The sequence below is a fragment of the Peribacillus simplex genome, from assembly GCF_001542915.1.
Lineage (GTDB): Bacteria > Bacillota > Bacilli > Bacillales > DSM-1321 > Peribacillus > Peribacillus simplex_B.
The window spans coordinates 45239-70928 of sequence record NZ_LNNH01000055.1; the positions used below are offsets into that span (position 1 = coordinate 45239).

The 25690-nt window shown below is 41.9% G+C and carries 24 protein-coding genes and 1 pseudogene; 6 read left to right on the forward strand and 19 right to left on the reverse strand.

What is annotated here, in order from left to right:
* Nucleotides 1-7: 7 nt before the first annotated feature.
* From AS888_RS21870 to AS888_RS21880, 3 genes are read right to left on the reverse strand one after another with little or no spacing between them, the layout of a single operon-like run.
* Nucleotides 8-1594 carry a PTS system mannose/fructose/sorbose family transporter subunit IID gene (locus tag AS888_RS21870; RefSeq protein WP_221408622.1) on the reverse strand — a complete coding sequence of 529 codons (1587 nt, stop codon included), beginning with the start codon at nt 1592-1594 and terminating at the stop codon, nt 8-10.
* A 39-nt stretch (nt 1595-1633) separates the two neighbouring features.
* Nucleotides 1634-2104: a PTS sugar transporter subunit IIB gene (locus AS888_RS21875; protein WP_061144202.1), complete on the reverse strand. Its 471-nt coding sequence runs from the start codon at nt 2102-2104 to the stop codon at nt 1634-1636.
* A 12-nt stretch (nt 2105-2116) separates the two neighbouring features.
* Nucleotides 2117-2512 (reverse strand): PTS sugar transporter subunit IIA, encoded by a 396-nt coding sequence (locus AS888_RS21880; RefSeq protein ID WP_061144203.1) that lies wholly within the window; start codon nt 2510-2512, stop codon nt 2117-2119.
* Between the two features lie 197 nt (nt 2513-2709).
* Here AS888_RS21880 and AS888_RS21885 point away from each other — a divergent pair, with 197 nt between their 5' ends.
* Nucleotides 2710-3561, forward strand: coding sequence for a MurR/RpiR family transcriptional regulator (locus AS888_RS21885; protein ID WP_081092565.1), 852 nt, complete (start codon nt 2710-2712; stop codon nt 3559-3561).
* A 276-nt stretch (nt 3562-3837) separates the two neighbouring features.
* Here AS888_RS21885 and AS888_RS21890 read toward each other — a convergent pair whose 3' ends face one another.
* On the reverse strand, nt 3838-5133 hold the full coding sequence (locus AS888_RS21890) for an APC family permease (RefSeq protein WP_081092575.1): 1296 nt from the start codon (nt 5131-5133) through the stop codon (nt 3838-3840).
* Between the two features lie 418 nt (nt 5134-5551).
* On the opposite strand from AS888_RS21890, the gene speB reads away from it, so the two are divergent.
* On the forward strand, nt 5552-6520 hold the full coding sequence (gene speB, locus AS888_RS21895; RefSeq protein ID WP_061144206.1) for an agmatinase: 969 nt from the start codon (nt 5552-5554) through the stop codon (nt 6518-6520).
* Nucleotides 6521-6801: 281 nt separating this feature from the next.
* Here the strand turns inward: speB and AS888_RS21900 are convergent, their stop codons facing one another.
* The 7 genes from AS888_RS21900 to AS888_RS21930 all read right to left on the reverse strand — a co-directional run bounded on the left by AS888_RS21900 (nt 6802) and on the right by AS888_RS21930 (nt 15045).
* Nucleotides 6802-7500 carry an ankyrin repeat domain-containing protein gene (locus AS888_RS21900; RefSeq protein ID WP_061144422.1) on the reverse strand — a complete coding sequence of 233 codons (699 nt, stop codon included), beginning with the start codon at nt 7498-7500 and terminating at the stop codon, nt 6802-6804.
* Between the two features lie 265 nt (nt 7501-7765).
* A complete protein-coding gene (locus AS888_RS21905; protein WP_061144207.1) occupies nt 7766-8452 on the reverse strand; it encodes a response regulator transcription factor in 687 nt (228 codons plus the stop codon).
* Complete coding sequence (locus AS888_RS21910; protein WP_061144423.1) at nt 8449-9897, reverse strand: sensor histidine kinase; 1449 nt, start codon at nt 9895-9897, stop codon at nt 8449-8451. Before AS888_RS21910 ends, AS888_RS21905 begins: the two co-directional genes overlap by 4 nt.
* 388 nt (nt 9898-10285) lie before the next feature.
* Nucleotides 10286-10774 (reverse strand): glycosyl-4,4'-diaponeurosporenoate acyltransferase CrtO family protein, encoded by a 489-nt coding sequence (locus tag AS888_RS21915; RefSeq protein ID WP_061144208.1) that lies wholly within the window; start codon nt 10772-10774, stop codon nt 10286-10288.
* A 258-nt stretch (nt 10775-11032) separates the two neighbouring features.
* Nucleotides 11033-12538, reverse strand: a complete 1506-nt coding sequence (locus AS888_RS21920) for a phytoene desaturase family protein (protein WP_061144209.1) — start codon at nt 12536-12538, stop codon at nt 11033-11035.
* Nucleotides 12539-12613: 75 nt separating this feature from the next.
* Nucleotides 12614-13495 carry a phytoene/squalene synthase family protein gene (locus AS888_RS21925; protein ID WP_061144210.1) on the reverse strand — a complete coding sequence of 294 codons (882 nt, stop codon included), beginning with the start codon at nt 13493-13495 and terminating at the stop codon, nt 12614-12616.
* 11 nt (nt 13496-13506) lie between these two features.
* On the reverse strand, nt 13507-15045 hold the full coding sequence (locus AS888_RS21930; protein ID WP_061144211.1) for a phytoene desaturase family protein: 1539 nt from the start codon (nt 15043-15045) through the stop codon (nt 13507-13509).
* A gap of 315 nt (nt 15046-15360) precedes the next feature.
* Here AS888_RS21930 and AS888_RS21935 point away from each other — a divergent pair, with 315 nt between their 5' ends.
* Both AS888_RS21935 and AS888_RS26015 read left to right on the forward strand, forming a co-directional pair.
* Complete coding sequence (locus AS888_RS21935) at nt 15361-16281, forward strand: MerR family transcriptional regulator (RefSeq protein ID WP_061144212.1); 921 nt, start codon at nt 15361-15363, stop codon at nt 16279-16281.
* Between the two features lie 414 nt (nt 16282-16695).
* Nucleotides 16696-17515 (forward strand): annotated as a pseudogene (locus AS888_RS26015) (transposase); the annotation flags it as partial.
* Nucleotides 17516-17600: 85 nt separating this feature from the next.
* Here the strand turns inward: AS888_RS26015 and AS888_RS21945 are convergent.
* Both AS888_RS21945 and AS888_RS21950 read right to left on the reverse strand, forming a co-directional pair.
* Nucleotides 17601-18077: an endolytic transglycosylase MltG gene (locus tag AS888_RS21945; protein WP_061144213.1), complete on the reverse strand. Its 477-nt coding sequence runs from the start codon at nt 18075-18077 to the stop codon at nt 17601-17603.
* On the reverse strand, nt 18067-18447 hold the full coding sequence (locus AS888_RS21950) for a hypothetical protein (protein WP_260320333.1): 381 nt from the start codon (nt 18445-18447) through the stop codon (nt 18067-18069). Before AS888_RS21950 ends, AS888_RS21945 begins: the two co-directional genes overlap by 11 nt.
* A gap of 493 nt (nt 18448-18940) precedes the next feature.
* On the opposite strand from AS888_RS21950, the gene AS888_RS21960 reads away from it, so the two are divergent.
* Nucleotides 18941-19387, forward strand: a complete 447-nt coding sequence (locus AS888_RS21960; protein WP_061144215.1) for a DUF5392 family protein — start codon at nt 18941-18943, stop codon at nt 19385-19387.
* Between the two features lie 205 nt (nt 19388-19592).
* Here the strand turns inward: AS888_RS21960 and AS888_RS21965 are convergent, their stop codons facing one another.
* The 5 genes from AS888_RS21965 to hmpA form a co-directional block, all read right to left on the reverse strand.
* On the reverse strand, nt 19593-20036 hold the full coding sequence (locus AS888_RS21965) for a general stress protein (protein ID WP_061144216.1): 444 nt from the start codon (nt 20034-20036) through the stop codon (nt 19593-19595).
* A gap of 79 nt (nt 20037-20115) precedes the next feature.
* Nucleotides 20116-21363 carry a glutamate-5-semialdehyde dehydrogenase gene (locus AS888_RS21970; RefSeq protein ID WP_061144217.1) on the reverse strand — a complete coding sequence of 416 codons (1248 nt, stop codon included), beginning with the start codon at nt 21361-21363 and terminating at the stop codon, nt 20116-20118.
* Nucleotides 21364-21401: 38 nt separating this feature from the next.
* Nucleotides 21402-22490: a glutamate 5-kinase gene (gene proB, locus AS888_RS21975; RefSeq protein ID WP_061144218.1), complete on the reverse strand. Its 1089-nt coding sequence runs from the start codon at nt 22488-22490 to the stop codon at nt 21402-21404.
* A gap of 111 nt (nt 22491-22601) precedes the next feature.
* Complete coding sequence (locus AS888_RS26965) at nt 22602-22730, reverse strand: hypothetical protein (RefSeq protein WP_260320334.1); 129 nt, start codon at nt 22728-22730, stop codon at nt 22602-22604.
* A gap of 97 nt (nt 22731-22827) precedes the next feature.
* The gene (gene hmpA, locus AS888_RS21980; protein WP_061144219.1) at nt 22828-24036 is read right to left on the reverse strand and encodes an NO-inducible flavohemoprotein; all 1209 of its coding nucleotides are present in this window, start codon (nt 24034-24036) and stop codon (nt 22828-22830) included.
* Nucleotides 24037-24206: 170 nt separating this feature from the next.
* Between hmpA and AS888_RS21985 the strand changes: the two genes are divergently transcribed.
* Nucleotides 24207-24668, forward strand: coding sequence for an RrF2 family transcriptional regulator (locus AS888_RS21985; protein ID WP_061144220.1), 462 nt, complete (start codon nt 24207-24209; stop codon nt 24666-24668).
* A 19-nt stretch (nt 24669-24687) separates the two neighbouring features.
* Here the strand turns inward: AS888_RS21985 and AS888_RS21990 are convergent, their stop codons facing one another.
* The gene (locus tag AS888_RS21990; RefSeq protein ID WP_155645581.1) at nt 24688-25674 is read right to left on the reverse strand and encodes an HD-GYP domain-containing protein; all 987 of its coding nucleotides are present in this window, start codon (nt 25672-25674) and stop codon (nt 24688-24690) included.
* Nucleotides 25675-25690: the final 16 nt, after the last annotated feature.

Consider the following 25690-nt stretch of genomic DNA (forward strand, 5'->3'; position numbering starts at 1 on the left):
TTATCACCTACAAGACTCCAAATGATTTTCCAACTAGACCGACAGCAAAGCAAAAAAGGATGAGCCAGTAGATTGCCTTCTTATATTTATGCAGAACCCATAAGAAGCCAAGCGTCAAGAGAAGGGGCAAAAGCCCGGGCAAGATCGAATCGAGAAGTTCTTGCAAGATGATTTCTTTGCCAGCGTAGTTCCATTTAGCGGCCACTCCCACCTGAACAAAATGGACAATCATCGAACCTGTGACCATTAATCCGACAATGGTTGCCCCCTGTACAAACTTATTGAGGATATCCGAATCTTTCATTTTCAAGATAAGGTTCATTCCAAACCTGTACCCATAAATCAATCCATAATAGCGGGAGATAATGTTTAGCAATACGTTTGGCACGATGAATAGGACCGGACCTATCGGGTTTCCCTCCAACGCCAAGCCAGCGCCAATTGCCGCAAAAATGGTCATGAAGGTCGCTTTAAACACAGAGTCACCAATTCCAGAAAGTGGTCCCATCAATGCCGCTTTGGTTGAAGAAATAGTCTCAGAGGTGATCGGTTTTCCTTGTGCCCGTTGCTCTTCCAAGGCAAGTGTCACACCGATGACGGCATTGGTAGTATATGGGTGACAGTTAAAAAACTCATTATGGCGGACAATCGCTTCTTTTAATTCCTCATCGTCTCCATAAAGTCTTTTGAGTGCCGGAATTACCGCAAAACAAAAACCTAAACTGCCATAGCGCTCATAATTTATCGACGTCATGCTGAAGAAGGAACGGAAAAAGGTGCTGATTAAATCCTTTTTTGTCAGGATCGCCGTTTCCGCTTCATCTCGCTGGGACGAAGGAAGGGCGATATCACTGTTATCCGCCTTATTCATCACCACCGAAATGCTGATGGCGATTCCAAGACCCAACAAGGCAATCGATAGTACGGGGAGTTCCAAATAAACCGTCAGTACGAATCCAATCAGGAAAAATGACCAAAACTTCTTGAAGCTCATCATTTTCAGGAGCATCGCCATTCCTATGGCAGGCAGAATTCCTGCAGAAACCTTTAAACCATCCAGAAACCACGCAGGCATGGAATCCACAAGGTGCTTTACAAAGTCGCTTCCAAACTGAATAGCCAAAAACGTCGGGATGAACATGACTGTGAAAAAAACGATCAAACCGGACAGGTGCAGACGTCCTGCCCTCTTTAGATCAAGATCTTTTAGAGCATTTTCAGCACGATGCACGAGAAAAATATTGAAGTTCCAAGCAAGCATGATCAAAAGCTGTGCCAGAATGCCAATTGGCAAGGCCAGGGCAATTCCAACTTCTGGTTTACCGCCAGCACTGACTGCAAAAATGGTACCAATCAGTCCTGCAATTTGTGCATTTGGGGGGATGCTCCCTCCAATCGGCAAGACCCCCATGAACATCAATTCGACGCTCGCCCCAACAATCAAACCTGTTTGGAGGTCGCCCATCATTAAACCTAGTAACGGGCCAGCAAAAATCGGACGGCTGATCATCCAATATCCGTACCCATAGTTTTCAGTCATGAGACCCGCAACAAAAGCGCTCAGCAAAACGGCTGGCAGGAAGCCAATATCCACTTTTTCTCCCCCTTTACGTTCTGACGGCCTTTCCCGTCTCTATATTTTCGTATATAAATCAATGGATTTGTCACTTGGAGATGTTCGGATTTCACAGGCAATCCCGTGATCTTTTATTTTTCGGAAAACGGCCTTATCTTCTTCGTCCAAATAGACTGTTTTACATATTTCCTGTTTACCAGCTTTATAGTACATGCCGCCTACATTTATCGAAGGCAGCATAATCCCTTTTTCAATCAGGGATAAGAGAACATGGGGACTTTTCACGACGATGAACGTTTTCATGGAATCCGGCTGCGCATCGAGATGGCTCACTGCATCTTCGACAGAAAGAATGGCAAGTTTTTTCCCAGAAGGAACCGCCATGCTTAGCAGCAAGATTTGGGTCGGGTCGTTCGCCGCTTCATCATCAACTACAAGGTATTCGGTGACTTGATAAGCAACGCTCCATGAATAAGCGACTTGTCCATGTATAAGCCTTTCATCGATACGGGTAACAACAATGCTCATGACAAACCTCCTTCACGATTCTCGAATGATTGCGGAGTTTATATGGCTAATGCTTTGGGAGGCATTGGCGATTAACTCTCTCGGACTTGCAGGTGATAGACAGCATTCAATCACTAAACCTAAATGGAAACCGGCGATTACCTGTACAGCTTCATCTTTCAACACTTGAAGTGTAGATGCATTGCATGGGGAACCGCCTTTAATATCAGCCAGTAGGATAATCTCTTTGTAGCGGACCCGCAATTGATCGACTGAAATTCCCAGACGGCTTGAAAATGAGTCGAATGCTTCGTCAGCACCCATGTTCAATGCATAAAGGCGTTTTTGTTTTCCTGTAATCAGCTCCACACATTCCTTCATTGCCGAGGCTAAGTTGCCATGACTTACAAGTATAATGGCCCTATTCAACTTACCACCTCCTTATATTTAATTTTTTAAATATTCTATCTTTTACAATCATAAATAAAAAGAATTAAAATATCAATAATTTAACGAAAAATTAAGAAATAAAATTTCACAAATGGCATTTTTCTCTGCATTTACTCACAATAAAATTTCATTTGTGATATAAATGTAATAGGATATCTCTTATAAGGGGGACAATTATGAGCACATCTTTATTACGAAAAATCAAAGAAAAAGCCGATTCCCTGTCACGTGCAGAACGGCAAGTAGCCCACTATATATTGGATCATGCCGATTTGGTGCAAACGTACACGATTTCTGAAATATCGAGTAACGCCAATGTTTCCCAAGCCAGCGTTGTCCGTTTTTGTAAACGGATGGGCATAGAAAGCTTTAAAACGTTTCAACATACTTTAGTGAAAGAACTGAGTTCAAACCATGCCAATATTAATGACCTTTCTTTATTGCGTGAAAATGATACCCCTTACCAGCTTTTTCAAAAAGTAACGATGAGCAATAAAATTGCCTTGGATTCGCTTGAACAAACATTGAACAAAAAAGAATTTGATAAAGCAGTCGAATGCTTAAGCAGGGCAAAACGGATTGCTTTTTTCGGTGTCGGCGGCTCCGCTACAGCTGCATTGGATGCCAGCCATAAATTCGCTAAACTTGGCGTCGCGACAGGGATGAACACGGATTTTCATACCGTGATCTCCTATGTTTCCAATTTCTCTTCCGAAGATGCTTTAGTCCTTTTTTCAACATCCGGAAAAACGAAGGATGTTTTGGAAATGGCTTCCTATGCAAAAAAGATCGCCGTTCCCATTGTTGCCATTACCGCCTATTCGAAGTCTCCTCTATTAAAATTGGCTACGATACAGCTTTGCTTTCCTGACATTGAACATGATCAGCGAATCGGCAGCATTGCATCGAGGATCATGCAGCTTAACATGGTCGACGCCCTTTACTTAAGCGTTTTTCACCGCATCGACAAACAAACCATCGATAATTATCATAAAGCACGTGAAGAAATCCTCCGACTAAGAAGGTAAGAGATCATTAATGCAAGGCTCGATAGGTGAAGCGCCTTCCATGCATCTGCAGCGAACCGTAAATCCTCTTGAAATGAATACGCAGCCTTTTGCTAGTTTTCATGGTGTAGTATGTGTTCCCTGTAAAGGTAGAATAGTGGACAACATTTTCCACATACAGGCCGTCCCTTCACTCGAGGCGACCATATCAAAAGGGTACGGAATTGGAAGAATCCCGTACCCCTTTTCTCTGCAAACCGACCGGTCCTTGCATGTGACATTTTCCTTGCGAAGAGTCTATAGCTGAATTTCTTCCACTTGATATTGAGGCGGTGCAGTGCGAAATGCCTTGGTAATGTACAGCAGATAACAAAATCCAACCAAAAACCAGCCAACCCCCATGATTAGTGAGCTTGTCTCAAGATTGATCCAAAGTATGCCAATGGCTATGGCCCCGATTAGGGGCATGATTAAGTAATGGAAATATCCCTTTATCGTTCGATGCTTTTTTTCCTTGATGATAAAATGGCTGATCACTGACAGATTTACAAAAGTGAAGGCCATCAATGCACCAAAATTAATCAGTGACGCAGCCGTCACCAAATCAAAGAACAATGCCGACAAGGCAATGCCCCCCACGATGAGGACATTGATGGCAGGTGTTTTCCACTTAGGATGAATATAGCCAAACCATTTTTCCGGAAACACCTTATCACGGCCCATAACATACAATAGGCGGGATACGCTGGCATGCGATGCTAGTCCCGATGCTAGCGTATTGACAAGGGTGGTGCATAAGAAAATCGATTGAAACAGCTTCCCCCCTACATATAAGGCAATTTCCGGCAACGCAGCATCCGGTTCCTTGAAACGGGAGATATCAGGAAAAAAAAGCTGGATAAAGAAAGAGGAAATAATGAATATCACCCCTCCCCATAGTGCCGTTAAAAAGATCGCTTTGGGAATCGTTTTTTTCGGATCTGGCGTTTCCTCCGATAGTGTCGTTACGGCGTCAAACCCTAAAAAGGAAAAACAAAGAATGGTGGCCCCCGTGATGATGGCAGAATAGTCCATCCCATCCTGGACGAAGGGCTGGATCGTGAACACTTCCCCTGTCCCTTCTCCACTATGCAGGCCCCTGATTACAAGAATGATGAACACCGTCATGATGGCAATCTGAATCAAAACAAAAAGGGCATTGAAGTTAGCCAATACATTGACACTCCGGAGATTGAGAATCGTGACAACCGCAACGAACAGTACTACCCATAACCATGTTGGCACCTCTGGAAATAATGCAGTAAGATAAATTTTGGTCAATAATGCATTTACCATCGGTAAAAATAGGTAGTCCAACAACGAGGACCATCCTACCAGGAACCCCAAATGCCGGTTGATCGCCTTTTGCGTATACGTATACGCCGATCCTGCTGCTGGAAAAACCTTTACGAGTTTACCATAGCTTGCGGCGGTAAAGAGCATACCGACCAATGCAACGATATAAGCAGTCGGTACATGTCCCCCGGTGATTCCGGATACGATACCGAATGTATCGAATACGACCATAGGAGTCATATAGGCCAATCCCATCATAACAATTTGCCATAATTTTAGCGTTCGTTTCAGTTTCGCATCATTTTCCACTTATCATCCCTCCTTGAAACCGCTTTCAACTATTCGATTTGACATGTCCTAAATAAATGGTAAAACCTCCTTTTTTTAAAAATACAACCTGAATACCTAAATGCAAATATCGTGCCATTTAACGTAAATAGCTGGCATTCCAGCAGCATTCGTGTCATTTCAATCGTTCATGGGGAAACGCGGCTCCGTTTTTTTACTGCATCTCGATTCATTTTCCGATAGATTATTCGCCCATGCATAATTCCCTAATAAAAAAACGTTTACGTATCTGCAGAAAATCGCTTTAGGTGACTTGGCATGTTAATTGCATTTGATAATGGCGAGTATTCAGACCCTTAACATGATTAGAAAATGGAGGAATAAAAAAATGAAATATCCTTTAACTCCCGATGTAAAACCAGAGTTTTGTACCACTGGAACATTTATGCGCTTACCTTCTTCAAGAGAAAATGCCAAATTGGCCGTGGTTGGCCTGCCCTTTGATACAGCCGCTTCATTCAGGGTAGGAGCAAGGTTCGCTCCACAGGCGGTCCGTCAGGCATCCATGACGTTGTTTCCTTATCATCCCATTCAGAAAGTTTTTCCATTTGACGAGTGTAATGCGATTGATATTGGGGATGTTTCAGTGATTCCCCATAATATCCACCGAAGCTATGAATTAATTGAATCGGCGATGGCAGACTTGATGAAAGCGGGCATCATCCCAATCGGAATTGGAGGAGATCACTCCGTAACATTGGCCAATTTAAGAGCTGCCGCAAAAATCCATGGACCAGTGGCGCTTCTCCATTTCGATTCACATACTGACACGTGGGATACTTATTATGAAGAGAAATATTGGCATGGTTCACCGTTCATCCGTGCTTATGAGGAAGGGCTGCTGCAGTCGGATAAAGTTTTCCAAATTGGAATTAGAGGAACACTCAATCATCCAGGCGATATTGATTCCAGTACAGATCTGGGCTATACCGTGATAACAACGCCTCAACTGAAGGAAAGGGGAATCGCGGATGTCGTGAAGGAAGTCAAAAAGACGATTGGGGATACACCATGTTTCTTGAGCTTTGATATCGATTTCGTAGATCCATCGTGCGCACCTGGTACGGGCACCTTGGAGGTTGGAGGATTGAATAGTTTTGAAACATTGGAGTTGATTCGCTCCCTGCACGGATTCAACTTCATCGGTTTCGACTTGGTGGAAGTTCTCCCACCCTATGACCCAACCCAAATCACTTCCCTATTGGCAGCCACCATCATTCACGACTTTGCCAGTTTAGTAGCATTGAAATTGAGGGCAGAACAAGAAATGCCCGTCGAAAATAGTCAAAAAAACTAGGACAACAAGCGGTCGCGATTAACCCACAGACAGACAAAAAGAGCCATTTAATAAAAATGACCCTTCCAAACTGTAGACAAACTCTATGAAAATCGAGTTTGTCTACAGTTTTTTTCGGTTGTACAATCCGGACCCTTCACACGCCTCGAACACGCCCGATTGCCGAACCGGTGAATTCTGCTTGAGTATCAGTGCGTCATTACGCTTTTGTTCATATTATTTGATTTCGAGAACAGGTCATGGCCTAACTGACTGCATCTATCATGATCCGTTTGATGTGGTTATTGCGCTCCTTTTTTCATCAACATTCGTTCAATGTCTTTAAAGCCTTTCATTCGGGCGTGCTGTAATGGGGTCACCTTATCATGATCGGCTATATTCACATCAGCACCATGATCTATCAGCAATTGCACGGTTTGCTGTTGTTGCTCACCTCCATCATTCAATACGATCGCCTCCAATAATGCCGTCCAACCAAGGTTATTGACATGATTTACATCAATATCAGTTTGGGTCAAAAGTTCCTTGATCACATGAACATATCCATGTTCCGAAGCAGGTATGAGTGCAGTTCCGCCATATCGGTTGGTCAGCGCAGGGTCAGCGCCTGCATCGATCGCAGCCTTGAGGATTTCAAGGTATCCTTCTGCACCGGCATAAAGGAAAGGATTGTTTTTCAAATCATCCTGGATGTTGACGTCTGCACCTGCTGCGATTAGGACCTTTGCCGTCCCAGCATCATTATGATAAGTAGCGATCATAGTAGCTGTCCGCCCTTTTGAATCCTGTGAATCGATATCGGCACCTTCCTCAATCAACCTGCTTACCGTTTCCGTGTCTTCCTTTTCTGCAGCTTGAAAAAGCTGTTCATTCATTTCCATCTCCTCATTTCCAAGTTTTTTCAAATCCTTCTTGGAATCTGGGGCACATGCTTGAAGCAAGAGAAGACATCCTGCCATTACAACCATCCGCTTCCACATCCATGACACGCCCCTTTCACCATTCGTTTCCAACGCTCGTTGCATGTGCCTCCTATTCGGCTGTAACTTAACTGACTCAAGTTTAAAACGCAGCCCTGTTCGATCGCATCCCATAAACTTAGTGAGCTTTGTTATCCGTTTCATATGATGTTAACGCCCAATCATTAACTCCCGCTATGCAATTTCCAAAAATCTTAACGTCTTTTTAAATTTTATTTATCATCCCAAAAACCGCCACTTTTGTGACAGGTAATGCAAAGACCATTTATACATTGAATCGATACCCGGCACCCCAAACCGTTTCCAGGTATTTAGGATGTGCCGGGTCTCTTTCGATTTTTTCACGTAATTTTCTAATATGGACGGTGACAGTCGAGACATCCGCCGCCGACTCCATTCCCCAATTGCTCTCATATAGTTGCTCCTTGCTCAATACTTGGTTCGGGTGCATCACAAGAAACAGCAACAAATCGAATTCCTTTGTCGTGAAAGGCACTTCCCCGCCATTGATATGAACTTTACGCGATGACTTATCTATCGATATACCGTGAACGAAAACCGTATTTATTTTGGAATGATTCCCTGCCAATCGATCATACCGGGCTAAATGCGCTTTCACTCTAGCAACCAGTTCACTTGGACTAAAAGGCTTTGTGATATAATCGTCAGCGCCTAATCCAAGCCCTCGAATTTTATCGATATCCTCCTTTTTGGCGGAAACGATCAATATCGGTATATCCTTGGCAGCTCGTATTTGTTTGCAAATCTCAAACCCGTTCACGCCGGGAAGCATGATATCGAGAATGATTAAATCGTAGTTTTTTTGAAGGGCCTGCTGAAGTCCTGCATCACCTGTATGCTGAATGTTGACTATAAAATCATCAATCTCCAAATAATCCCGCTGCAGTTCTGCAATGCTGACATCATCTTCAATAAGTAATATTTTTTTCATGGCTCCTCACCTTTCTTTAAGGTAAAGAAGACACTTGTGCCCTTTCCCATCTCGCTTGTAGCCCAAATATCCCCTTCATGCTCTCGTATGATTTGTTTGGCAATCGCCAGCCCTAAGCCGCTGCCACCAGTCTCTGAATTCCTGGATTGTTCAGCACGGTAAAAGCGATCAAAAATGAAAGGCAGGGCAGAAGGTTCTATTCCTTGGCCATTATCCGTAACCTGTACAGCTACATCTTCTTGCCCTTCATGTAAAGCAATGGAAATGTTCACTTTATCCCTCTCCGCATACTTCACGCAATTACTGATTAAATTAGCCAATACTCGTCTTAATTTTTCCCTATCCGCTGTCACAAATATCGGTTCATACACTTGATTCCATTCAATTCGGGTCCCTTGTTGAAGGAAATCCAAATGAAATTCTTCCACGTAGTCCCCGATAAATTGATTCATTTCCACAGTTTCAAAAGTGAATGGTTCTTTATTTAAATCCAGCTTGGAGAATAGGAACAATTCATCGATCAATGAATCCAAGTCTTTCGCCTTTAAATGGATAGTCGATAAATACTTTTCCATTTTTCGTGGGGTATTGGCGACACCATCTTGTATTCCCTCAACATATCCGATAATCGAAGTAATCGGCGTTTTCAAATCATGCGAAATATTGGATAGAAGTTCTTTCCTGTTTTCTTCATATTGAAGCTGAATCTTAACGGATTCTTTTAATTTTATTCTCATTTCATCGAATGTCCGATTTAATTGTCCGATTTCATCATTGGAGGCAGCTTTTATTTCGAAGTTTAAATCTCCTGATTTGATCCGACTGGCCCCTTCCTTAAGAAGTGAAATGGGTTTGATGATGCTTCTGGAAACTAAATAGTTTAACAGCCCGATAATCATGATGAATAGAAATAATAATAGCCCGAATAAAATAGGGAATAACTCCCGAGCCAGCTCGGCAGAGGAACTCACCTTTCTCAACACAAAAATACTTCCTTGGCTTTTATCCGAGAAATAAAAATCAAATTTGACATATGTGTAAAAAAAATCATCGATTTTAATCGTATCCCTCGTATTGATGTTCGTTTCTTCGAATCCCGGGAGAGACCTGCCCAGTACCTGATAGTTAAAGGAAAGCGAAGTAAACTCGATCTTCGAATCTTTTCTGACGACGATGTCGATGTCCTTTTGTTTAATTTCCTTCAATTGTTCTACTTTAAGAAGCTGTTCAGGTTTATGTTTGGCCAAAAGCTTTAAATCAAGAAATGCGGTTTCTTCCACATTCGTCAATGGTTTCTGGACATAAGATTTTTTGTAAAAATTTTCAATCGAGTTTGCATCGCCTGTTATCGCAAAAATAATTAAAAACCCAGCGACCAATAGCAAGGCGATGGAAAAAAGGATTACTCCGACGTAAGATAACAGAAACCTCGTTTTTATCGATATGTCAATCACCTCCACAACTACTTATCTCTCTTTAGCTTTATAATTTCAATAAGAAATATGTAACTCTAATCCTGACAATTTGTTTTGGATTTCTCCTTGATGTGAACAAGCCACTTTACCGATGAAGACACTAAAGAAACCATACCATACAAATCTTAAAATTTTCTAAAGCTGGTATGAAAAATCCCTAAACGACGAAGGCAAGAATCGCAGAGGAGAAGATATTTTAGAGGAAAGTATACGGGGCATCCATTTCGTTGGTTCAATCATTTTTCCTGAAAGCATGATTCATTCATAATTTTATTGCTTGTTATTCTTCATTCATCCATTTTATTTTTGGCTCTGCCCCCCTTCCGTGCTTGTCCTCATTTACAGTTATTTAAACAGATTAGTTCTTCTTGGCCAACAATTGTTGCCAACGGGCAAAATTATATCTTTGAACGATGATGATTGGGATATTGAAAGAGATGGTATAGACTACCATGATCCACCCTGCCCAAACTGGATTCCATACAAAAAAGAAACCAGCTGGAAAGATGGAAAACCAGTGAGTTGATTCTGCCCGTTTTGTCTCCAACATGACCTTCGTCAAAGAAATTGTATCCGTTCCTTGAAGCTGTTTCTTTTCAAAACCGCGTTTAATTATTTTTGAACCATCCGGTATGTAATTTTTCCATTTCTCACCTTTTAATCCGCTATATAATATTGTTATGCGCGAATGGTGATTAGGTATATTGACAGTACACAAGGAAATACCCATACCCATATGGAAGAAACACCATGCAACGATGTCAAGAATCATGATCCAGTGGTGCACCACTTCACTTTCTCCAACCCGCCAGGCAAAAGCCGGTTTAACCGCCTTGGCCTCATCCACTTAGACAAATGCCAGTCTACATAATCAATCTCGTTATACAATAAAGCCCTTCCGAAGCATAAGCTCGGCGCTTGGTTTACCCAAATTTGCCTTCAACGCCTCCAACCAAGCTTCTTCATGATCTCCAAGCCTGCTCTTTTATCGGGATAAAAGCTGGCGCCTGCACTTCAGGTTCACGGATTGTTCCGTCATGCTATGCACTTTCTGGCTTTTTGAAACCTTCTCCATTGCTCTAGTTGAGATAGATTTGCAGTCGAATTAGCCATGAATGGAATCCTTTTGTACTATTTTATCCCGAACTTGTTGGCCGCTTAATGTAACCATCGGCATCCCCCCGCCAGGATTAACGGTACCGCCCACGAAATAAAGGTTATCGTAGCGCTCACTTTGCTTTGCATGTTTGAATCCTCGGTTCTTTTTACGGTGGGAGACTGTACCATAAATGGATCCGCGATGTGATCCATACCTTCTTTCAATATCATGCGGCGTCCACATGTCTTCCGTTACAATATTTTGCCGCAAATCAGTCAAGCCCATTTTCTCCAATTTCATCAATACTTTTTCCCGTAGGGCTATGTAATCATTCTGTGTGAATGGTTTATCTTGAATATGTGGGATATGTGGAAGAATTTTAATATTCTCATGACCTGGAAGTGCTTGAGATGGATCGGTTTTATTAACATTGACTAAATAAATGGTAGGATCGTCTGGCAGTTCATGGTCACGGAAAACCTTATTCATTTGTTTTTGTAGATTATTAGAGAAAAAGAAGTTATGATGGGCAAGCTGAGGGTATGTTTTACGCACACCCAAGTGCAGAATTAGACCGGAACTGGAAGGCTCAAACCGTTTTTCAAGCTTCTTGATAAAGTGCTTTCCTTCATCCAATAATTTTTCATAGGCTGGGATGACTTCCATATTGGAGATAAAATGTTCCGCCGTTCTCCTCGTCCCATCATCCAGCTCCGCTGCCAAGATTCCCTTTGAACCTTCCTTGGTGATGAGTTTTCTGACTGCCATTCCAGTATGTAATTCAACACCTAATTCAGTTGCAAGTTTGACCATACCTTGAGCAATTCGATTCATCCCGCCAGGTACGTACCAAACACCTTGAGCATGTTGCATATAGATCATCATATTAAGAACGGCAGGAGCGTCGTATGGAGAAGACCCTACATATTTAATAAAATAAGCAAGCATATTCCGAAGCTTTGGATGGCTGATCCGTTTCTGGATGGCATCATACATGGTTGAAAATAGATCAAAACCTTTAACCGATTCTATCAGCCCGTGTTGTTTAAAGATTTCCATCGTCGAATCCAAGCCCTTGGCAAAGTACCCTTCTTCAGTCACTTCATATATTCGCCTTGCATATTCTAAAAAATGTCCATACTCCTCCATGTCCTTTTCAGACAAGCAAGTATTTTCCTGTAACATCAAATTCAAGTCTCCATATAGATCTATGACCGAATCGTCTGGAAAGAAGGATCGCCATTCATGCTTTAAGCGAAGCGTAGGAATATAGTCAGCCATATCGCGGCCGCTTTTTACAAACAATCGTTCAAATATTTGAGGCATGGTCAATATGGATGGACCAAGGTCAAAACCAAAGCCATCCTGTTCCAATCGATTCAATTTACCACCAAGATGGTCGTTCTTTTCATAAAGTGAAACCTTATATCCACTTTGCGCCATCGATATGGCGGCTGAAAGTCCTCCCAGCCCGCCTCCGATAACGACGACCGTTTTAGCGGTTTTGGTCATTACCTTCACTCCCCTTTTTCCATTCAAAAATTAAACGATAAACAATAAAGGATTATCTTCATTCACTATCCTTTTCTAAGTCGAAGCGGAAGCGAAAACCTTAATTTCTTGTTGAATTTGCTGCATCTTCATTGGAGAAATGAAATTCTTCTTAAAAAAACAGTCATATTCATTATCTCTTACGGCGTTTAAGATTCCACGATAAAGACGTGCCGATAGCAAAACCTGGAATTGGCTGTCTTTATCAAAATATCGGATCTCTTCTTGAAAGTCATCAAACAACGCTTCTGCACGGCTGGCCATCTTCTCCCAAATCCTGATAAAGCCCATATTGATCCTGGCTTGTTTAATATCTTCCTCAGTGTACGACTCCGATTCCATCTCGTATAACGGCAAATATATTCGGTTGTTTTTTCTATAGTCCTCCCCAACATCTCTTAATATATTAGTAATTTGCATAGCGACTCCAAGAGATATCGCTTGTTGGGTAAGATCTTGTTCCGATTCGGAAGCGATGATGGGCAAGAGCATTAAACCAACCGTTCCCGCTACGTAATAGCTATATTCCTCTACCTGACTCATTGTTTGGGGAATGGAGAAATCAATATCCCTTCTCTGACCTTCCAGCTGATCAAAGAAAGGCTGAATATCCATTTCATAACGATTAAATACATCTCGTAAAGCCCTCCAAAGCGGGTGATCAATTTCCTTATATGCCTGGAACAGGCTTAACTCCTGACTTATACGGTTCCACGCGTTGATTTTTTCTGACCTGGTCCCTCCCAGATCCACACTATCATCGGCACTCCTGCAAAAAGCATAGATGGCATAAACGGCGTTTGCTTTCTCCTTCGGTAAGCCTAAAAAAGCAAAATAGAAACTTTTAGAATTCTGCTTGATGATGTCCTCACAATACCGATAATCTTCATCCAATAGTGTTTGATCAGTCAATCTCATCGGCATACCTCCTAGTTATTCCCTGCATGTACTGCCTGCTTACTGCCGCGATCATCCAAAATCAGTTCTTCTGTAGCGATTTTAGCTGAAAGTAATACGATGGGCACTCCGGCACCAGGGTGCGTGCTGCTTCCAGTAAAATACAGATTTTCGCATTTTTTAGCTTTACTCTGCGGGCGAAGATGATTACTTTGTGCTAGGTTAGGACGTAAGCCGAAGCATGCACCGTTATAGGCATTGAATTTCGATTCAAAATCAGGCGGTGTCATATAGGATTCCGAAACAATTTCATTTTCAATATTTTCAAGACCTTCTATTTTTTTAAGAGCTTCGAACACTTTTGAACGGTAATGACTTATCGTTTCATCATTCCATTCGTATTCGGAGGTTGATAGATCAGATACAGGAACTAGAATATATATCCCATCTTTCCCTTCAGGAGCCAATGATGGGTCCATTTTAGAGCCGAGATAGACATAAAAGGATGGGTCATCTAGAAGCCGTCCATCAAAAATGTCGTTTAAGTTCATCTCCAAACCTTCACTAAATACGAAATTATGGATCGTTTTTAACGATTCATATTTTCGATCCATTCCCAAGTACATAATAAAACACGAACAAGAGTACTTCATGCTGTCAATTTTTTTATCTGTATACTTGCCTTTCGATTTCGTGTCTTTGACCAGATTTTTCATCGCATAGGGAAAGTCGGCATTACAAAGGACATAATCAGAGTGAATTTCTTTATCATCCACTTTAATGCCAAGGGCCTGCTGATTTTCAATGATTATTTCTTGAACACTCGCGTTATAGTGAACCATGCCGCCCAACTCCATAAACAGCCGTTCCATTGATTGGGCCATCGTATACATGCCACCCTTGATGAACCACACGCCATAGAGTAATTCAATCATCGGGATAATGGTATATAAGGAAGGTCCATTATATGGTGAAACACCTATGTATAAAGTTTGAAAACTAATCATCTGCTTAAGGCGTTCATTTTTCACATATTTTCCAATAAAATGATCGGCATTATCGAATGTTTTCAATTTCAACGCTTGACGAATCATGAAAGGATTATAGAAATCGGATGCGTGCCGGAATGGGCGTTGAATAAAATGATTTTTTGCAACAATGAAACGTTCATAGATTTTTTGAAGATATTTCAGGAAACCTTCTGCATCTTTGTCACTAATGTCCTCCAAGGTTTTCATTAAATCGACTAAGTCTGAAGAAATTTCGTAAGTATCTTCCGCTTTGCTTCCAAAGAACACGGAATACATCGGATTTAATTTCTCCATTGGGATATAATCATCCGGATTACGGCCTGCCAATTCGAAAATTTCCTGATAAAGCTCTGGCATCATGACTATACTTGGTCCTAAGTCGAATTTGTAACCATCCTTTTCAATTTTGTGCATTTTTCCACCCGGTATTGCTTCTTTTTCAAAAAGTTCCACCTGATACCCCGCATGCTGCAATCTAATCGCACTTGCCAACCCTGCTACTCCCGCTCCAACAACAATTACCTTCTTTTTATTAATCATGGTTTCCCCCAATGTCTTTTTCCATATCACTCATGTAATATTGCCAAATATTTTAATAAGCTTAAGAACTCCTGTAATGTTATTGAGTTAATTATTGCTAGGAAGTTGTTTAGTTGTCAACCGTTTTGTATAATGTTTTTATACAAACGTTATACAAACTTATTGTTTTTTTAAAAGCTGACATGTTCACTAGCGAAAATAAGGTTTTTCCTATGTACATTCGGCTCGTCGCCTTGTACAATGTTATAGGATTTTCATTATATGTTTGAACCGACAGATAATACCTAAAATATTTTGATATAAGGGATGAAAACTATGAACCATGCCCGTGGTGGCAAGTTTTATATAAAAGACGTTTCTGCTCTTACAGGACTTTCCAAACAAGTGATTCGAAAATGGGAAGAAAGATATGATATCATACAGCCTGTTCGCCATGAGAATGGATACCGACTTTACAGCGAGGAAGATATCAACACTCTTTTAACTATTAAATCGCTTCAAAAAAAGGGATTTTCTATTAAACAAGCATCTAACCTGGCAAAAGAGAAGCTCGATACGATGGAAAACGCAACGGTTCAAACGAAGACCGCTCTTGACACAGAACTGAATTATTATGTGATTCAGTTGATGGAAATAGGGTATACGTGTAACGAATTGGATTTACTGATCGTTCTGAAGCAGGCTTATCACTTTTACGGTTTGGAAAAATTTTTGACTTCTGTCGTCTCACCTTTTTTACAAGAAGTCGGAGATATGTGGGAAAGCGGCGAATGGGATGAATATCAGGAATCTGTTTCGAGTATGGTAGTCAAGGACTTCCTTGTGCAAATCCGCCGTAACTTTCAATACTCGGATAAAGCGGAATTAGTTTTAGGTGCTTGTCTTCCACATGAATATCATGAAATTCCTGTACACTATATTTTGTTACGGTTCATGTTGAGAGGGTGGAAAACGACACTGATCGGAGCTTCACCGGCTCCTGGGTCGATCCAATCACTAATAACACGGTTACAGCCCGTTAAAGTCCTGCTGTCTGCATCGACGACGCTTCCATTTGAAAAGGATCCTGATTTGCTTAGCACCCTGGATTTATTCGCTGCTGAAAATAAAGAAATCGAGTTTTATTTAGGAGGAGCGGGTGCAATGCAATACACTAAAGATAAAACGATCAATAATATTTGTGTTACCAACAGCATCGAAGAAATCTTACTTACGAAGCAAGGGAAGGGATCCTGAATTTTAGGTCAATGAAGGGTGAATTTAAACAAGTCAGCGAAAGGCTGATATTCATTGCGCATGGATGTCTTTGTTAATCATTTCACCCTTGATTCAAAAACGGGTACCGATATATCTCGACTCACAGGTCTATCCCGTCATGTTTGCTTAATCATAAAAGTGTCGCGATATAAAAAAACGACCATTTTTTAATGGTCGTTACAGACTATAGACAAACTCGATGATAATCGAGTTTGTCTATTTTTATGGTTGGACAATGTGGCCGTTGATTTCCACTCCAGGCACTCGCTTATCCAGAGGCGGTCGGGGAGCCTCCTTGGCGCTTTGCGCCTACGGTGTCTCCCCTAGACGCGCTTTTCCCGCAGGAGTCTCATACCTTACGTTCCAATCAACTTTGTTTAAATTCATAGGTAGAAGCCTTTTCCACCGGTTAAATTTGATAAGAACGAAATCAAAGAAATAAAAGAAAGGACAACGGATTCTGAGAGTGGCTACTAGGTAAACGTTGAACGAACAAAACAGTTGCCTATTCATTCCACGCGCTGCAGACCGCAACGGTTTTGTATTAGGAACGATTGTAACACCTGGAAATACACATGATAGGTTTTAGAGCCTCTTATTGATCAAGTGATTGAGAAAGTTGGAAACCCACAAGCTGTTGCCGCAAATGCCGCTTATAAAACACCGGCAATTACAAACTATCTATTTAACAAAGAATCATACCGGCTTTACCCTGTACACGTCCTCGAACAGAAGAGGGGTTCTTTCGCAAACATGACTAGGTATACGATGAACATTTTGATTGTTAGCTTTTAACGTACTCAACAACCAACGAATAAAGAGGGCTATCGTGAGTACAAATCTCCCCAATACACCTGTGCAACCTGCTCATCTTTATCACGATGTACAGACAACGAAATTCATCAGAAAGTGGTGACACAGCATATCTGGCAAACACATGTGGAAGGTCAGATCATCTGCGTCATCAACAAGATGGAAACCCTATCTATCCGAAACGTAAAGAAACGATTGAGCGTGTATTCGCAGATGCAAAAGAAATGGTATGCGTTGGACTACTTTAAGGGGACTTAAAAAATTGTCGTTGCAGGCGATGCTTACTTTCGCTGCCATGAATGTAAAGAAGATGGCCAATTGGACATGGAAAGGTCCAATACTGGCCTTACAAAGGGGACGAGCCCTGATCTCTAAAATTCAGGCGAACATTCGAAGATAATTTAAAAGGGGTTCGGAGTAATAGATTCCGAACCCCTTTTGTCTACAAACTGAAACGACCATTTAAAAATGGTCGTTAATCCTTGTTATTTAAATATGATGGATATGATTTTTTCTGTCGTCATTTCACTGTCCACCTCATATGTTCCAGGGCGTAAACCGTTGGCCTTGCCTTTCTTCTCAACCTCTTTAGAAAATGCATTAGCATTTTTAATGACTTTTGCTTTTTGAAGGTCTTTCCCTACATCGATGCTTGTCGAACCTTTAGACACACGCAGGACTGTGCGGTAAACGATTTTTTCCTTCGGTTCTTTTTCTGTTTCTGCCGCTTTTGCCGCATCCATCTGTTTTTTAATGGATTCCGCTTCAGCAATCTGATCTTCCCATTCTTTTTCTGAATGAATGACATACCCTTTGCTCGTGAGGGAATCTTTCATTTCATCTTCAGAAAGTTTCTCCGAAGTGCCCGTAGCTTCCCCTGGGCCAAAGAAGTATACTGCTCCGCACAGACCGGCAGCAACAATGAGGCCACCTGCAAAACTGCGCAATGATTTAGATGTCATTGGCAACGGTCCTCCTTTCATTCTTCGCTTTTATGTAAGGAGTAAGCAAGTTTTCAATCTCATTTTCTGGATGTTTTGTTTTCAATGCAATGCTTTCAGTTGAATAGCCCCGCTTATGTAAATCAAGCACTTCACGCAATAAGTTCCGTTTTTCCGAAGACAGAGCAAGAACGCCTGCCTCTTGTGCCGTAATTTCTGCATCTATCTCGATGTTCCTGATTTTTTCTTGTAATACACTCATTTCATCTGCAAATGAGCTGGCAAGCTGCTCCATTTGTTCGTCCACTTTTACGGAATCCTTTTTACTAAACGATAAAATGAACAGTAAAACTGCTGCACCAAACAAAATGACAAGAGCCCATTCCATCATTCTATGTCCCTCCTTAATCTTTGTATCTATTGTCTCGCTTTCTAATTATATATTGATTTGTCTCAAAACTCGATTTAAAAGAACAAAATACCACAATAGTCACATTTTTATGTAAAAAAAAGGCGCAATATGTCCATCACTCCCGATTCTTCTTGATTAACTGGAAGATCGACCTTCCAGTTAAGGACTATTTTACCACATGTCCATACTTTTTGATAGCTAGGGAGGCCAGGTCTAATGTTGGGACTACTTGTGAGCAATTTTTGATGCATGTTTAGAAACCTTACCGACCCTTGCTGATTTATTCGCTTTTCAAGACGACCATGTCTTGCCTCCATCCAGGCAATCCTTCGAAAAGTAGATAAACATGACAAATACAGTTCAAAACGATAAGATATAGATATAAGGTTCCTTTTCCTGTTTCATAAAATAGGTAAAAATTATCCCATGTCATTCTTTTATTGGATGCATGCAAGATTATAAGGAGGAAACTATGAATATTAAACTAACGAATATACCGCGTTTCATGCAGGCAGAAATCGAACAGCTTCAAGCAAAGTTATCTCCTTTGTTGAAGAAAAATATGAAATATGGCTTTTTATCGACTGTGATGATCGGGTTTTCCGTCATCAATCTTTTTTTCCTTTTATTTAAGAACGAATCATTATCGACCTCGAATATTGCGCTAGGTATCTATGCATTGATTGGGGCAGTCGGGTTCGCACTATTAAAAGAAAATAAACACAACCAAAAAGAAATCGCGAGAATGAGCCGGAATTATATGTTGGAGAGAATCAAAAAAAGCAGCTATGTAACGGATGCGCGGAAAAGTAATTATTATAAAAAGATGAATGAGCAGCCCCTATATGCCATGAATGTTTTTTTTGAGTTTCTTGCAGAAGAACAGCAAAGGAAGGATCAGTCCTTCCATAATGAATGATAAAGGCAAAAAAAAAAGCCCCTTCTTGAACAATCAAGAAGGGGTCAATGCTGTTGCCAGAAGCGGTCCGGAAGTCATCAACATTTGTCTTCACCATTAGGTGGAACTCGGTGGCCATCATCCTATCAAGCAATAGTAAGAGATAGAAAAAACAAACGCAAGCCCCTCATGAACTCACAAGGGGCTTTTATGTTTATGCATGAATTCATTCACTTAATACGGGGTCGGCAATGACAAGGATCTTTCCTGCCTTGATATCTTCCACGTATTGATCGACGTCTTCTTCCTCCAATCCCATATCCAATAGTGGTTTCCTCAAGCCGCCTGCTCCTGAGGCTGCCCCGGCTGCCGCTCCCCCAAATGTAGCGAATATCGGCCCGGCTGCCAATATCGGTCCTATTCCCGGTACGGCCAATGCACTCATTCCAATCAATAAGCCAGTCAATCCGACAGCTCCGCCTGCTGCTGCACCAGCAACCAATCCATCTGTCCTTGTCGGGCTGACTTCTTCCGCTTCATTCGGCAATTTGTCAACGTTTTTTGCTATGATAGATATTTGATCGGAAGTATAACCTTGTTGCTTTAAGTTCTCTACTGCTTCAGTCGCTTTTTTTTCATTTTCATATATTGCTATAAACCTCTTGTCCATGGTATCTGCTCCTTTAAAAGTAATGTACTATACAATACCCTTACTAGAGCTTTTCTAACCTTCCAAGTAAAAATGAATGTCACTCGCGAATTTGCCCCTGTCCATAAATGAAGTATTTGCTCGAAGTCATCGCTGGCAAGCCCATTGGTCCACGCGCATGGAGCTTTTGTGTGGAAATGCCGATTTCTGCACCATAACCAAATTCGAAACCATCGGTAAAGCGGGTGGAGGCATTGTGATAAACAGCTGCTGCATCTACTTTATTTAAAAATATGGAAGCGTTTTGTTCAGCTTTCGTAAGGATCGCTTCGGAATGTTTCGTACCGTATTGGTTAATGTGCTCGATGGCTTCCGATACATCTTCGACAATTTTCACGCTGATTTTCAATGCTAAATATTCATTTGACCAATCTTCCTCCGTAGCAGCTTGCGCTTTCGGGAAAGTATGACAAACCTCTTCATCCCCGAATATTTCTATTCCCGCATCATCGAGGAGCGTCAGCAAGCGTCCGCCATTTCCTTTAAACCAGTTTTCATGAATAAGAAGGCTCTCGATTGCATTGCACACGGATGGGCGCTGTGTTTTACCGTTTAATACAACGCGCTCGACCATGGCGATTTCTGCCGTTTCATCGATAAAGATATGGCAATTGCCTGCTCCTGTTTCAAGGACAGGAACAGTGGACTCCTTAATGACCGTTTCTATTAAATTCTTACCACCTCGGGGAATCAAAACATCTAAATACTCATTAAGATGGAAAAGCTCCTTTGCGGTTTCACGGCTCGTATCCTCGATTAACTGTACAGCTTCCACAGGAATATCCGTTTTCGCCAAGGCCTTATGAATGGAGGAGACCAATGCCATATTGGAATGTCTCGCTGATGAGCTTCCCCTTAACAGGACGGCATTCCCCGTTTTTAAAGCTAATGTAGCCGCATCGATGGTTACATTGGGCCTTGCTTCATAAATCATTCCGATAACACCGATTGGCACCCGCAGTTTTTTAATCAATAAGCCGTTTTCTTTTTCAATCGTTTCCAATGTTTCGCCGATAGGGTCTTTTAAATCCATTAAAAGCTTTATCGCAGCTGCCATATCATCAATGCGTGCATCGTTTAACATGATTCGATCCAATATTGATTCACTCAAGCCTTTTTTGCGGCCTTCTTCAAGATCTTTTTGGTTTTCAATCAATAGACTTTCCTTATCGTTTACTAGTTGCTCTGCTATTTTCTCGAGTGCCTCATTCTTCTTTTTTGTAGTCAATCCGATTAGCTGATAACTGGCCGCTTTCGCTGCCTTTCCTTTTACCGTCACTTCACTCATTTCAAATGCCCCCTTTTCTTCCTTTAGATTGATTTGAGCTATGCTTTCACCCATTTATCACGGTGGATGACCTCGATGGAAGTGATCACAAGCTCGGTTGTCCGCTTGCCCATGGCCTGTTTCAATTCCTCATCGGAATAAAGAACCTCACCGCGGCCCAGCAATCCATTTGTGCCAAAGACTTCGACGACATCCCCCTTGTTAAAAACGCCTGTTATTTCATAAATTCCAGCGGGCAATAGACTGCTTCCATTCGAAACCAACGCCCGTTCAGCGCCTTCATCAACGAAGATTTTTCCGGAAACCTGTGAATGAAGGGATATCCATTGTTTGTTTTTCGTTACGGTCGTCAAGACATCATTGCCGATGTATGTGCCGTCCCCGTCGCCCTCGAGGATCTTGATGAGTTTTTCACTTCCCGCTCCAGACCCTATAAATACTTTCACCCCAAGTGAAAGTGCTGTCTGGGCTGCAATCAGCTTCGATTTCATCCCCCCTGTCCCTACATTGGAGACTGCACCTTTTGCCATCTGCAATAAATCTTCCGTAACTTCGGAAAGCTTATCAAATCGTTTAGCCTCCGGGTTCGTATGCGGATTGGAATCATAGAGACCATTGATATCCGTCAAAATGATCAAGTGGTTGGCGTGTACCAGGCCGCTCACTAAGGCGGAGAGCATATCATTGTCACCAAAGGTCAGCTCTTCGACGGATACCGTATCATTTTCATTGATAATCGGCAGGATGCCGCGTTCAAGCAATTCCATCAGTGTAGCATAGGCATTCTTATATCTGTCTTTTTTCGAGAAATCCTTCCGTGTCAGCAGAATCTGTGCCGGGACGATTCCAAACTGCCCCAACTGTTCCATATATGACTGAATCAGCAAACTTTGCCCAACAGCCGCAGCCGCTTGCTTTCCTTTAAGCGTCACAGGCCTGGTCGGATATCCAAGCTTACGAAATCCGGTCGCTACAGCCCCTGATGAAACAAGGACCACTTCATGTCCGGCATTCCTTAAAGCTGCCACTGCCTGAATGTGATCGGAAAATTTGCTTTGATCGATTTCACCTTGTGAGTTGGTTAAAGAACTACTTCCTATCTTAACTACGATGCGTTTCTTTTCCATCGTTTCAGTCCTCCAATAAATATCTTAGCCATGAAAAAAAGCCCTTTTCATCCTCGAAATAAGGACGAAAAGGGCTGCTCTCCGTGGTACCACCTTCATTGAACGCAAGTTTCATGCATTCCACTTTGCCTGATAACGCCAGGATTTGCGCCTATGTTTTGCATAGGACTCAAGAAGCAGGTTCTGCGCTTTCCTGTCACGGGCCTTCCAGCAATTGACGCCGCTCTCTGTCACAGTCATATCTCGCATACTAATCTTCTCTCAACGTTCATGGTTTTAATATAGTATGCAAAATTATCTTCTTGATGTCAATAACATTCCTTGCACTACAGACTTCTTATAGTGCCATGGCAGGACCGAAGAACTCATAGTGAATGTTTTCAGGTTCGACCCCTAACTCCTTCAGGCAAGTGATGAGCGCTTTCATGAAAGGGACAGGGCCACAAATATAATAGTCAGCTTCAGGCTTTACATGGAGGCTCAATAATTCCTTATCGATATACCCATCCTTCACATAATTTTGCAGCTGCTTATCTTGCTCATCCGGATTTTTATACACGAACGAAAATTGATAGCTCACGAGTTTCTGTGCTAGGTCTGTCAGTTCGCCTCTAAACGGCTGCACTTTTCCGTTATCGGCTGCATGAATGAAGTGTACATCACGTTCGGGTGTTTGATCGGCCACTGCATGCACCATGCTCATGAAAGGGGTTATCCCGACGCCGCCGGCGAGGAAGACGACAGGTGTCCTTTTTTCCAGGTCGATGGTGAAATGGCCCGCAGGAACGGTTAAGTCAAGACTGTCCCCCACCTGGATGGAATCGTGCAGGTAGTTCGAGACTCTGCCATCCGGAGAGCTTCCCTGCCTCTCTTTTTTGACGGAAATCCGGAAGTGGTCTTTTCCAGCGGCATCCGACAAACTATATTGCCGATTGAAAAGATAGCGTTCACCAGGTATCGCGATCCGGACGGTTACATATTGGCCAGGAAGGAAGGATGGAATTACAGCACCATCTGCCGGTTTTAAATAAAAGGATGTGATTACATCACTTTCCGGCACTTTTTTGACGACTGTGAATGATTTGAAGTCTGCCCAGCCCCCTTCTTGTTCCGAAGCTTGATCGTACATTTCCTTTTCGATGCTAGTGAAGACTCCGGCGATGATACCATAGGCATCCCCCCAGGCTTGGAGGATCTCCTCTGTAGCTGCTTCCTGTAATACTTCCTTGATTGCCGCCAATAAATATTCCCCGACGATGGGATAATGCTCAGGCTTGACGGCAAGGCTTCTGTGTTTTTGCGCAATTTGCTTGACCACTGGCAAGATCGATTCTAGTTGATCGATATTTTTGGCTGCTGCCAAAACTGTGTTGGCAAGTGCATGTTGCTGCCGTCCTTTCTTCTGATTGGCATGATTGAAAATATTCAATAATTCCGGATGTGCTTCAAAAAGATTTTTGTAGAATACGGTTGTGATGGTTGTACCATGCACCTCTAATACCGGCACTGTGGATTTAATAATATCGATGGTTTTCTGGGATAGCATAAATAAACCCCTTCTCATAAACAAGTATTTTGAATACATGTTTATATTAGAACGGAACGAACTGAAAAGCAATATATTTCATACATCTTTTCAGTCGCTAAAGTTTGATGTTTATAAATTGTTCACATTTATGATATAGTCAAATGGGGATAGAATGTGAGGCGATAGACATGAGGTTGACGAGTTATTCCGATTACTCACTTAGAGTGTTGATTTACCTGGCTTCCCACGACCAAAGCAAATTATCAAATATAAAAGAGATTTCGGAAGTTTATCAACTATCCAAAAATCATTTGATGAAGATCGTCCATAATTTAGGTAAATTAGGCTATATCGAGACGATACGTGGTAGAAATGGCGGTTTTCGCCTGGCAAAACCGCCTGCAGAAATAAACGTCGGGGAAATTGTAAGGAAAACCGAAGAGGATTTTTATTTGGTGGAATGTTTTAAAGATCACGGCAACTGTATCATTTCTCCTGTCTGTTCATTGAAATTTGCCCTAAATAATGCTCTGGATGCTTTCCTACAGGTCCTCGATCAATATACGATTGCAGACTTCATTGAGAATAAAGTGATGCTCAAAGCCTATTTCGATTCTGTTAAACAGCATGACGAAGGGACCGATTCTTAAAGATCGGTCCCTTTTTTCACTAACCAATGATCCGTTCGATCCTGCATTCCTCTTCCATTCTCAAGTCTTTGATTCCTGTTTCCGTATTCAACAAAACTTTAAGTGGGTCGTATGGATTGATCATGATGATCGTCCCGGTTTGCTGATTGGTCAGCAACACTTCTTTTCCTACCAAGGTAGACATTAGTTGAGATATAAACCCAAGCAGGAATTCCGGGTTGAGTTTATCGAACATATCACGGTTCATTTGCTCAATCACCTTATGGAATGGCATGGCCTGATGATATACACGGTTGGATGACATCGCATGGAATACATCGGCTATCGCCACGATTTTCGAATGAGGATGAATATCATTTGCCCTCAGTCTTAATGGATAGCCATTCCCATCTTCCCGTTCATGATGCTGAAGGGCGGATAATGCAACCGACGGAGGCAAGCCGGGGATATCTTTAAGTAATTCATACCCATGGATTGTATGACGCTTCATTTCCTCATACTCTGCAGCAGTCAATTTTCCCCGTTTTTCCAATACACTCTCGGGAATCTTTGTTTTTCCAACATCATGCAAGGTGGCGGCCAGAGTCAGGGTTGAAAGATTTTCTTTGGAAAATCCAAGCTTCCTCCCTATGTAAGTGGCAATGATCCCAACACCGATATTATGGCTGTATGTGTACTCACTGCTCGCTTTCAATCGTTCGAAAAGGTAATGAATATCCGGATTTTTTGCAGCTTCCAAAATGACAGGTGCAATATGCGCTTGAATTGCCTGGACCGTTTCAAGCTGCATATTGCCATTGTTGCGTATTTCGTGAAAAAGACCTTTCAGTTGAACGGAGGCTTGATTGATTTTTTTATTGATTTCCACTTTTGAAAGTGCTTGATGTTCATTCAAGGTCGCTCCGTAATTTTCGGCTTTTTTCAATTTTGCCATCATGAAGTCAATTTCCGGAATGGTAAGAGGCGGAAACGATTTATCATTCAGCTTCCCTTTTCTATTTTTCAAGGCTCTCACACTTTTC

Bases quoted from the DNA above. Each gene is read 5' to 3' on its own strand.
- hmpA (WP_061144219.1), bottom strand. From the start codon at position 24,036: ATGCTATCCCAGAAAACCATCGATATTATTAAATCCACAGTGCCGGTA.
- AS888_RS21960 (WP_061144215.1), top strand. From the start codon at position 18,941: ATGAATATTAAACTAACGAATATACCGCGTTTCATGCAGGCAGAAATC.
- AS888_RS21885 (WP_081092565.1), top strand. From the start codon at position 2,710: ATGAGCACATCTTTATTACGAAAAATCAAAGAAAAAGCCGATTCCCTG.
- AS888_RS21945 (WP_061144213.1), bottom strand. From the start codon at position 18,077: ATGACATCTAAATCATTGCGCAGTTTTGCAGGTGGCCTCATTGTTGCT.
- speB (WP_061144206.1), top strand. From the start codon at position 5,552: ATGAAATATCCTTTAACTCCCGATGTAAAACCAGAGTTTTGTACCACT.
- proB (WP_061144218.1), bottom strand. From the start codon at position 22,490: ATGGAAAAGAAACGCATCGTAGTTAAGATAGGAAGTAGTTCTTTAACC.
- AS888_RS21950 (WP_260320333.1), bottom strand. From the start codon at position 18,447: ATGATGGAATGGGCTCTTGTCATTTTGTTTGGTGCAGCAGTTTTACTG.
- AS888_RS21965 (WP_061144216.1), bottom strand. From the start codon at position 20,036: ATGGACAAGAGGTTTATAGCAATATATGAAAATGAAAAAAAAGCGACT.
- AS888_RS21985 (WP_061144220.1), top strand. From the start codon at position 24,207: ATGAGGTTGACGAGTTATTCCGATTACTCACTTAGAGTGTTGATTTAC.
- AS888_RS21875 (WP_061144202.1), bottom strand. From the start codon at position 2,104: ATGAGCATTGTTGTTACCCGTATCGATGAAAGGCTTATACATGGACAA.
- AS888_RS21920 (WP_061144209.1), bottom strand. From the start codon at position 12,538: ATGACCAAAACCGCTAAAACGGTCGTCGTTATCGGAGGCGGGCTGGGA.
- AS888_RS21930 (WP_061144211.1), bottom strand. From the start codon at position 15,045: ATGATTAATAAAAAGAAGGTAATTGTTGTTGGAGCGGGAGTAGCAGGG.
- AS888_RS26965 (WP_260320334.1), bottom strand. From the start codon at position 22,730: ATGACTGTGACAGAGAGCGGCGTCAATTGCTGGAAGGCCCGTGACAGG.
- AS888_RS21905 (WP_061144207.1), bottom strand. From the start codon at position 8,452: ATGAAAAAAATATTACTTATTGAAGATGATGTCAGCATTGCAGAACTG.
- AS888_RS21925 (WP_061144210.1), bottom strand. From the start codon at position 13,495: ATGAGATTGACTGATCAAACACTATTGGATGAAGATTATCGGTATTGT.
- AS888_RS21970 (WP_061144217.1), bottom strand. From the start codon at position 21,363: ATGAGTGAAGTGACGGTAAAAGGAAAGGCAGCGAAAGCGGCCAGTTAT.
- AS888_RS21900 (WP_061144422.1), bottom strand. From the start codon at position 7,500: ATGTGGAAGCGGATGGTTGTAATGGCAGGATGTCTTCTCTTGCTTCAA.
- AS888_RS21890 (WP_081092575.1), bottom strand. From the start codon at position 5,133: ATGATGGGATTGGCCTATATGACTCCTATGGTCGTATTCGATACATTC.
- AS888_RS21935 (WP_061144212.1), top strand. From the start codon at position 15,361: ATGAACCATGCCCGTGGTGGCAAGTTTTATATAAAAGACGTTTCTGCT.